The sequence below is a fragment of the Pantoea eucalypti genome, assembly GCF_009646115.1.
Lineage (GTDB): Bacteria > Pseudomonadota > Gammaproteobacteria > Enterobacterales > Enterobacteriaceae > Pantoea > Pantoea eucalypti.
Genome location: NZ_CP045720.1, coordinates 2,630,623 through 2,639,650, shown reverse-complemented (window position 1 = coordinate 2,639,650; position 9,028 = coordinate 2,630,623). Strand labels below are relative to the sequence as shown.

7 protein-coding genes are annotated in these 9,028 nt (G+C 54.2%); 5 read left to right on the top strand and 2 right to left on the bottom strand.

Features of this window, described 5'->3' with window-relative positions; all coding sequences use genetic code 11:
- Nucleotides 1-36 precede the first annotated feature (36 nt).
- Together EE896_RS22410 and EE896_RS22405 are read left to right on the top strand one after the other, a co-directional pair.
- Nucleotides 37-180, top strand: a complete 144-nt coding sequence (locus EE896_RS22410) for a hypothetical protein (RefSeq protein ID WP_003849938.1) — start codon at nucleotides 37-39, stop codon at nucleotides 178-180.
- A gap of 39 nt (nucleotides 181-219) precedes the next feature.
- Nucleotides 220-393 carry a hypothetical protein gene (locus EE896_RS22405; protein WP_003849936.1) on the top strand — a complete coding sequence of 58 codons (174 nt, stop codon included), beginning with the start codon at nucleotides 220-222 and terminating at the stop codon, nucleotides 391-393.
- Here the strand turns inward: EE896_RS22405 and EE896_RS12330 are convergent, their stop codons facing one another.
- Complete coding sequence (locus EE896_RS12330; protein ID WP_078804269.1) at nucleotides 394-1,551, bottom strand: glycoside hydrolase family 1 protein; 1,158 nt, start codon at nucleotides 1,549-1,551, stop codon at nucleotides 394-396.
- A gap of 156 nt (nucleotides 1,552-1,707) precedes the next feature.
- Between EE896_RS12330 and EE896_RS12325 the strand changes: the two genes are divergently transcribed.
- Entirely contained in the window at nucleotides 1,708-3,168 is a 1,461-nt protein-coding gene (locus EE896_RS12325) for a phospholipase D family protein (RefSeq protein WP_003849932.1), read from the top strand.
- A gap of 295 nt (nucleotides 3,169-3,463) precedes the next feature.
- Here the strand turns inward: EE896_RS12325 and mdoC are convergent, their stop codons facing one another.
- Nucleotides 3,464-4,597, bottom strand: coding sequence for a glucans biosynthesis protein MdoC (mdoC, locus tag EE896_RS12320; RefSeq protein ID WP_008925914.1), 1,134 nt, complete (start codon nucleotides 4,595-4,597; stop codon nucleotides 3,464-3,466).
- A gap of 268 nt (nucleotides 4,598-4,865) precedes the next feature.
- On the opposite strand from mdoC, the gene EE896_RS12315 reads away from it, so the two are divergent.
- Both EE896_RS12315 and mdoH read left to right on the top strand, forming a co-directional pair.
- Nucleotides 4,866-6,401 carry a glucan biosynthesis protein G gene (locus EE896_RS12315; protein ID WP_175501468.1) on the top strand — a complete coding sequence of 512 codons (1,536 nt, stop codon included), beginning with the start codon at nucleotides 4,866-4,868 and terminating at the stop codon, nucleotides 6,399-6,401.
- A complete protein-coding gene (mdoH, locus tag EE896_RS12310) occupies nucleotides 6,394-8,946 on the top strand; it encodes a glucans biosynthesis glucosyltransferase MdoH (RefSeq protein WP_003849929.1) in 2,553 nt (850 codons plus the stop codon). Before EE896_RS12315 ends, mdoH begins: the two co-directional genes overlap by 8 nt.
- Nucleotides 8,947-9,028: the final 82 nt, after the last annotated feature.

Genomic DNA, 9,028 nt, shown 5'->3' with positions numbered 1-9,028 from the left:
ATTACGCCCTGCGGCCCTATTTTCCACAGGATAGTTATGTCTTTGCCCTTGCCACCCGACGATCACGATGAGCCAATTCGCCAGTCACTTGACGATGCGCACTTTGCGATAGTGGTGCTTGCGGTGACCTCGGTAACGCTTATAATCTTTGTCCTGATAGTTACGCTCTGGATGAGCTGACACGCCCAGGGATTCGTCGGATGGCATAAGGAGAAGACGATGGACTCCGGAGATGACAAATTAATCGCAATTATCGGTTTGCTGGCGGCCTGCCTGATCGGGGTCACTTTCCTGTTTACCATGGTCTGGCTGACCGACGTTCGTCATCCTGCCGATCCCTCTCTTGATGTTCGCTCCTGTTACCCGAAGAACCATCCTTCTCAGCATGCCTGATTATGCGTTACGAGTGGTGAACTTAATCTGCTGACTGCGCAGAACCAGCGCCAGCGCTTCATGCAGCTTGCGGTTGCCATTAGGATCAGCTAATCCCAGCAGCGGACCGGGTGAACGCCGGTCGTCAGCCCAGGCGGGATACTCCACCACCGGATAGAGCGAAATGCCCTCCACTGCAATGCCGTGATCCAGCGCTACCGCCACGTTTTCACTGATCTCCTGCAGCCAGGGGGCGCGCGCGTCACCCTCTGCGCCGGTTTCGGCAATTAACATCGGGCGCTGGTAGCGTTGCCAGCACTGCGCCAGCAAAATGTGCAGTGGAGTTCGTGCCGGATCCTCCAGTGACATCGGCTGGTCGGGGAAAAACCAGTGGTTATCGGGATAGTAGTTCAGGCCCAGGATATCCAGGCAATCTTCACTGCCGCCTAACTCTTTATCAACGCGACCGGCCAGCATATCCCAGGCCTCGAACTGCGCCTGATGCTGCGCATCCGCGTAAGGTTTGCTGTCTGGATTATCGGGATGATGGGCAATCTGTACCAGCGGATCGGTCAGAACAAAACGTGCTTCCGGATAGACTTCGCGAATGGCGTGAATCGCTGCCAGCGAGGCACGGACCAGCTGTCGCTTCAGTTCTTTACCGCGATTAGCGGCATGGGGATTGAACCAGGCCACATCGGCTCCAGCCCATGACCAGAATGAAATTTGATTTACCGGCGTAAAGAAGGGGCGTTCGATGCCCTGATCGCGCATCAGTTGTGCCATCGCACGGGCGAAACGACTAAAATGCTCAACGAATTCGGCTTTCCAGATATTAAGATGATCGGGATAACCAAAGTGCGCCAGCTCCCAGATGATCTCCATCTGCTGACGCTGTGAAGCTTCTATCATCGGCAGAAAACTTTGCCAGTCATACTGGCCGGGGATCTTTTCAATCAGATGCCAGCGTGCACCGTCACGGGCGGTGAGCAGATGCTGTTCAGTCAGGGCAGCATAATCTTTTTCCAGCAGCATATCGTGGCCACTGCTGAAAACCATATCGAGCCGTTTACCCGGTGTACGGCAGGCGGTGGAGCAGGGAAAACTGCCCTGAAAAAAGCTGCGAAACAGGCTGGGATGGTAGCGCTGGCGGGCATCTGTAAGGGATTGATGAGACATATTCCTCTCCTGCCGGGTTAATGCCGGTCACAGATCGTCCGGTTAAGTCTAGACTAAAAAACGCCCATAACTGCCCACGCATTCGGAACAGAGGTATGGTGTCAGAGGGCGGGCCGGGGAATAATAAAAAATAACTGCATTTTACAGGGAATTGTCATGACCGAAGCGTTTGAGCTCTCCCAGTCATCGGAACGTACCAGCTGGCTGGAAACGCAGCTGGAGCCAGAGTGTCAGCGTCATCCGGGAATGAGCGGTGTCCATCAGCTGAGCGACGGGCTGGATGCCTTTGCCGCACGCTATCTGCTGATGCAAAAAGCGGAACGTTCACTCGATATTCAGTACTACATCTGGCAAAACGATCTGTCGGGACGGTTGCTGTTCAGCGCGGTGCTGGAGGCGGCCCGTCGTGGCGTGAAAGTGCGGCTGCTGCTGGATGACAACAATACGCCGGGCCTGGACGATACGCTCGCCCAGCTTAATCGCCATCCCAACATTGAAGTGCGGCTGTTTAATCCCTTCTCGTTTCGTACCCTGCGCGCACTGGGATATCTCACTGACTTTACCCGTCTGAATCGCCGCATGCACAACAAGAGCTTTACCGTGGACGGTGTCACGACTGTGGTCGGCGGGCGTAATATCGGCGACGAATATTTCGGCACCGGCAATGAACCGTTGTTTGCCGATCTGGACGTGATGGCGATAGGCCCGGTGGTGAAAGAAGTCGCAGAGGATTTTGAGCGTTACTGGCGCAGTAAGCCGGTATCAAAGCTGCAGCAGGTGCTGGATGAAGAGGAATCCGAAGAGGACAGTGTGAGCCTGCCAGCAGAATGGCGTCACAGTGAACCGGTACAGCGTTACCTTCAGCGGCTGGAAAATTCGTCACTGCTACAGGAGCTGGAAGAGGGCACGCTGGACCTGACCTGGGCGAAAGCGCGACTGCTCAGTGATGATCCGCGTAAAGGACTGGGTAAAGCACGCGCCAGAAGCCTGCTGCCGCAGCGGATGATGGAGGTGATTGGTACGCCGCAGGAGCAGTTCGACATCATCTCTGCCTATTTTGTGCCGACACGCGCTGGCGTCGCTCAGTTGCTGGCGCTGAAGCGCAAAGGGGTAAAAATTGCCATTCTGACCAACTCGCTGGCGGCCAACGATGTCTCAATTGTCCATGCCGGCTATGCTAAGTGGCGCAAAAAACTGCTGCGTCACGGCATCGCGCTCTATGAACTTAAACCACAGGCGGGCGTGCCTGATGCCCCGCACGACCGGGGATTAACCGGTAACTCGGGCTCCAGCCTGCATGCCAAAACCTTTTCGGTAGATCAACAGACGCTGTTTATCGGTTCGTTTAACTTCGATCCGCGTTCTGCCGTGTTGAATACCGAGATGGGGCTGGTCATTGAGAGTGCGGCGCTGGCCGCAGAGACGCATCAGCGTTTCAGCCACTCGATGCGCGATCGGGCATGGACGCTGCGGCTGGATAAGTGGGGAAGGGTTAACTGGCTGGAGTATCCGGATGAGCCGCAGCAGATTGTGCATAAACACGAACCGGGTTGCTCGTGGTGGCAACGTCTTCAGGTAAGGCTGGTGTGGCGACTGCCGATTGAGTGGCTGCTGTAAACCGGACCTTGCCTGGGTACAGGCGCTGGCTCAGGAAACATACGCCCTCCGCAAAGACGCAAAACCCGCCATCCCTGGCTCGCTCAGCGCGGGCGATTACGCACCTCATCTCTGAGGTGCGCCCGTTGCCGGGCCAACGCGTTGCGTTGTTCAAAAACGCTCCCGACGTTTTGTCCCTGGCCCGCTATGCTTTGCTACGTGTGTATGCTCCCATCGCTTTAAACGCTTAAGCGGTCTGTGAGACACATCATTTATAGCCTGAGCTCACTGATGGCCTGAGATCAGTGATTGCCTGTCATTGTGCTTGTTTACGCTCAAATTTCCCCGAGAACAGGAAGCGCAGCAGCGGGATGCGCAGGTGAATCTCATACAGCAGAAACGCGATGCCAAACACCATCAGCAGGCCCACAAAGAAGCCCAGCGTGTTGTTTTCAATCCGTGGTGTGACATAAATACCATACAAGAGCGTCAGCGGATGGTGCACCAGATAGATAAACAGCGACGCATTCACCAGATACATGATGCGTGGCGAATGCGAATTCAGCAGCTTATGACCAAAGCAGAAGCAGACGTTCAGCATGCAGAGACCCATCAGCGTGGTGATAATCGCATCCAGCTCATATAACCAGCCATCGCCGCTGCTGAGACGCTGATTTGTGCAGTAGGCAACAAACATCACCACCGCGCCGATCCACATCACCGGATTAAACCGCACAAACAACTGCTTTAGCGGCGGATGTTTCCATGCCAGCGCCCCCAGCATAAAGAACGGCAGATAGAAAAGCGTTTGCATAACCACAATGCTGAATAAGCCATCCATCAGCCAGGCTGGCTGGAATATAAACACCAGACGGCGGAACACACACCACACCAGCGCCCATGTCAGTACACCCGCGGTCAACGCTCCCCAGCCCACCCGCGTATAATCAATGGTGCGGTGCTGATCGCGCAACCAGCGGAACGTGACCATGCCGAGCGTGGTCAGCATCACCAGCACCACCAGGAACCACAGGTGTGAAATCAGCTCCCACATCAGGTTATTGAATTTCTGGTACGGCGTGAATCGCGGCCAGTCAGCCAGCTTATCTGTCCAGGCCTTCAGCATGAAAAATTGCGGCAGCGTGAGCAGCGGAACGGCGGTGAGTAGCGGGATCCCCACACGCTCCAGACGCACTTTCAGGAAGCGACGTGGCTGATAGCGCAGATACAACATGTAGGAGAAGTATCCTGAAATGACAAAAAACACCTGCATACGAAATGCATGAATAAAGTCATTCAGCAGCGTCAGCCATAACGAGGCCTCATGACTGTTGACGGCCCATTTTTGCGCGGAGTAAATGAGGGAAACATGAAAAGGTACCCCCAGTAACATCAGATACGCGCGTATGGAATCAAGAAAGTATTCACGTTCAGGTTTTACAGTACTCATAAAGTTCCAGTTCGTTAGTACGTATGGCCGGTTTCACCCTGAAACCGGATTATGTTCTGTGAAAAGTCTACCTGGGATAAACCAGGTATACTATCAGTGGAATCCGTAGTGTCTAATTGTCCTAAAAGTAGCGTTAACCCAGACGAAATGCGGGAACAATGTTGCGCATAAGCTGTCGGAAAACCGAATAATCCTTTAAGATAAACGGGTTTGATTTAAGCACACGAAAGGGGGGGATGTGCCGACTAAAGAAAAAAATAAAGCCGGACTGATGAAGGTACGCTGGATTGGTACTGCAGTTCTGCTGGCGTTGTACGCCAATAACAGTTGGGCGTTTAACATCGATGATGTAGCCAAACAAGCCAAAGCGTTGGCAGGGAAAAGCTTTGAAGCGCCTAAAAGCAATTTACCCTCTCAATTTCGTGAAATGAAATTTGCTGATTATCAGCAGATCCAGTTTAACCACGATAAAGCGTATTGGGGCAAACTGCGCACGCCATTCAAGCTGGAGTTCTATCATCAGGGCATGTATTTCGATACCCCGGTGCAGATCAACGAAGTGACGGGCAGCGCGGTACGCGAGATTAAATACAACCCCGACTATTTTAATTTCGGTAACGTAAAACATGACGCAGAAGCGGTAAAAAACCTCGGATTTGCGGGTTTCAAAGTGCTTTACCCACTCAACAACAAGGGTAAAAACGATGAGATCGCCAGCTTCCTGGGTGCAAGCTACTTCCGTGTGATCGGTGCTGGCCAGGTTTATGGCCTGTCGGCGCGTGGCCTTGCCATCGATACGGCGTTGCCATCCGGTGAAGAGTTCCCGCGTTTCAAAGAATTCTGGATTCAGCGTCCTAAACCGCAGGACAAGCAGCTGGTGATCTACGCACTGCTTGATTCGCCGCGTGCGGCGGGCGCGTATCGCTTTGTGCTGCATCCGGGTGAAGCGTCAACGGTTGATGTGCAGTCTAAAGTTTACCTGCGTGATAACGTCGGCAAACTGGGGATCGCACCACTGACCAGTATGTTCCTGTTTGGTCAGAACCAGCCGTCGACGGTGAACAACTTCCGTCCGGCACTGCACGACTCTGATGGACTCTCTATCCATAATGGCAACGGAGAGTGGATTTGGCGTCCGCTGAATAACCCGCGTCATCTGGCGGTGAGCACGTTCACCATTGAGAATCCGAAAGGTTTTGGTCTGCTGCAACGTGGGCGTGACTTTGACAACTACCAGGATCTGGACGACCGCTATGACCTGCGTCCAAGCGGCTGGGTTGAGCCAATCGGCGACTGGGGTAAAGGCCGGGTTGAACTGGTTGAAATCCCGACGGCAGATGAAACCAACGACAACATCGTTGCTTTCTGGACGCCAGAGACGCTGCCAGAGCCTGGTAAAGAGATGAACTTCAAATATCGTCTGCACTTCTCGCGCGACGAAAACCAGCTGCACTCCGATGATACCGCCTGGGTCAAAAATACCCTGCGTTCAGCGGGTGACGTGAAGCAATCTAATCTGGTGCGTCAGCCGGATGGCACCGTGGCTTTCACCATCGACTTCGTGGGTAAAGACATGAGTAAGATGGCGGAAAACAGTCAGGTGGCACCTCAGGTCAGCGTCGGTAAAAATGCTGATGTGGTTGAGCAGAGCGTACGTTATAACCCGGTCACCAAAGGCTGGCGTCTGGTGTTGCGTCTGCGTGTGAAAGATGCCAAACAGTCCACGGAAATGCGTGCGGCCCTGGTAAGCGGCGACAAGACATTGACGGAAACCTGGAGCTATCAGTTACCTGCCAATGAATAAATCGACTTTTACACCTCAACGTTATGTGGAATCTCTGCCGCTGGATGCGGCAGGGAAGGCACGCCTGAGCGTCTCCTTGCAGAATGCCGGCGAGTTCCACTTCATCCATGATGCGCTGGGAAGGGATGTCGCAGCCAGTGATCGTCCGGATGATGCGCCGTTAAAATCGGTCTCATCGCGGGTTGAAATGGCCTGGCCTGATTCATTGGCCGACGGTCAGCAGCTGGGCAAAGATTATCTCGACCGCACCACGCTGAAAGCGATGCCGAAGGTCAAACGCTCACTGATGTTCCCGGAAGCGTGGCGGACCAACCCGGTCGCCCGTGCCTGGGACTCACTGCGTGGACACAAATCGGTTCCGCGTTATGCCAATGCGGAAGAGCGTCGTGCCGAAGAGAAGTGGCGTCATGTCGGTTCAATTCGTCGCTACATCCTGCTGATCCTGACCATATTTCAGACGGTGGTCGCCACCTGGTACATGAAGAGTATTCTGCCTTATCAGGGCTGGACGCTTCTGGATCCGATGGAGATGATCAATCAGAACTGGCAGCAGTCAGTGATGCAGATTCTGCCTTACTTATTGCAGACCGGTATCCTGTTCCTGTTCGCCATACTCTTCTGCTGGGTCTCTGCTGGCTTCTGGACAGCACTGATGGGCTTCCTGCAGCTGCTGATTGGACGTGACAAATACAGTATCTCTTATTCAACGGTCGGAGATGAGCCGCTAAATCCGGAACATCGTACTGCGCTGATTATGCCGATCTGTAATGAAGACGTTGAGCGTGTTTACGCCGGTCTGCGTGCGACATGGGAATCCGTGGTTCGCACCGGTAACGCTGAACACTTTGACGTTTACATCCTCAGCGACAGTTACGATGCGGATATCGCCATTGCCGAGCAGAAAGCCTGGATGGAACTGGTGCGGGATGTTGGCGGCGCAGGCAAGATTTTCTATCGCCGTCGTCGTCGTCGTGTGAAGCGTAAAAGCGGCAACATCGATGACTTCTGCCGTCGCTGGGGCAGCAACTATAGCTACATGGTCGTGCTGGATGCGGATAGCGTCATGAGCGGTGAGTGTCTCACCGGTCTGGTACGCATGATGGATGCTAACCCGAATGCCGGGATCATCCAGTCGTCGCCGAAAGCATCGGGTATGGATACGCTGTATGCGCGCTGTCAGCAATTTGCCACCCGTGTATACGGTCCGCTCTTTACGGCCGGTCTTCACTTCTGGCAACTGGGCGAGTCTCACTACTGGGGTCACAACGCCATTATTCGCGTAAAACCCTTTATTGAGCACTGTGCACTGGCTCCGTTACCGGGCGAGGGCTCTTTTGCCGGTTCGATCATGTCGCATGACTTTGTGGAAGCTGCGCTGATGCGTCGTGCTGGCTGGGGCGTCTGGATTGCCTATGACCTGCCGGGATCCTATGAAGAGCTGCCACCGAACCTGCTGGATGAGCTGAAGCGTGACCGCCGCTGGTGTCACGGTAACCTGATGAACTTCCGCCTGTTCCTGGTAAAAGGGATGCACCCGGTCCACCGTGCGGTATTCCTGACCGGTGTGATGTCCTACCTGTCTGCTCCGCTGTGGTTTATGTTCCTGGCGCTTTCAACTGCCTTGCAGGTGGTGCATACGCTGATGGAACCGACCTACTTCCTGCAGCCACGGCAGCTGTTCCCGGTCTGGCCGCAGTGGCGTCCCGAGCTGGCAATAGCGTTGTTCTCGACCACCATGGTGCTGTTGTTCCTGCCGAAGATGCTGAGTGTGGTGTTGATCTGGTTCAAAGGGTCAAAAGCCTACGGAGGTCCTCTGCGCCTGCTGGCTTCACTGGTGCTGGAAACGCTGTTCTCAGTGCTGCTGGCGCCGGTACGTATGCTGTTCCATACGGTGTTTGTTGTCAGTGCCTTCCTCGGCTGGGAAGTGGTGTGGAACTCTCCGCAACGTGATGACGATGCGACGCCGTGGAGCGAGGCATTTAAACGTCACGGTTCGCAGATGGCATTGGGTCTGGTGTGGGCAACGGGTATGGGACTGCTGGATCTTAACTTCCTGTGGTGGCTGGCCCCGATTGTCTTCTCGCTGATTCTGTCTCCGTTTGTTTCTGTGATGTCGAGCCGCTCAACACTGGGTCTTAAGAGCAAGAAAGCCAAATTGTTCCTGATCCCGGAAGAGTACTCGCCGCCGCAGGAGCTGGTGGATACCGATCGTTATGTGCTGCTAAACCGCGAACGTGCGCTGGAAAATGGCTTTATGCATGCCCTGTTCCATCCTGCGTTTAACGCACTCGCAACGGCACTGGCGACATCGCGCCATAAGCAGAGTCAGCTGCTGGACTATGCACGTGACCGTCGTGTGGATCAGGCACTGAGCGATGCACCGGATAAACTGGGCCGCGAGCAGCGACTGCAGTTAATCAGCGATCCGGTGGTACTGGCCCGTGTTCATACCCGACTGTGGGAAAATGCGGATAAGTATCATCAGTGGGTAGAGAGTTATCAGAAACTTAACCTCAACCCTAACGCGCTGGCAAAAAACGCGTAATCTGAAAAGCGGCAGCGATGCCGCTTTTTTTATGGGATTAAAACAGCGATACGCTGATAAATTGTTTGCTGGCAGTCACCGT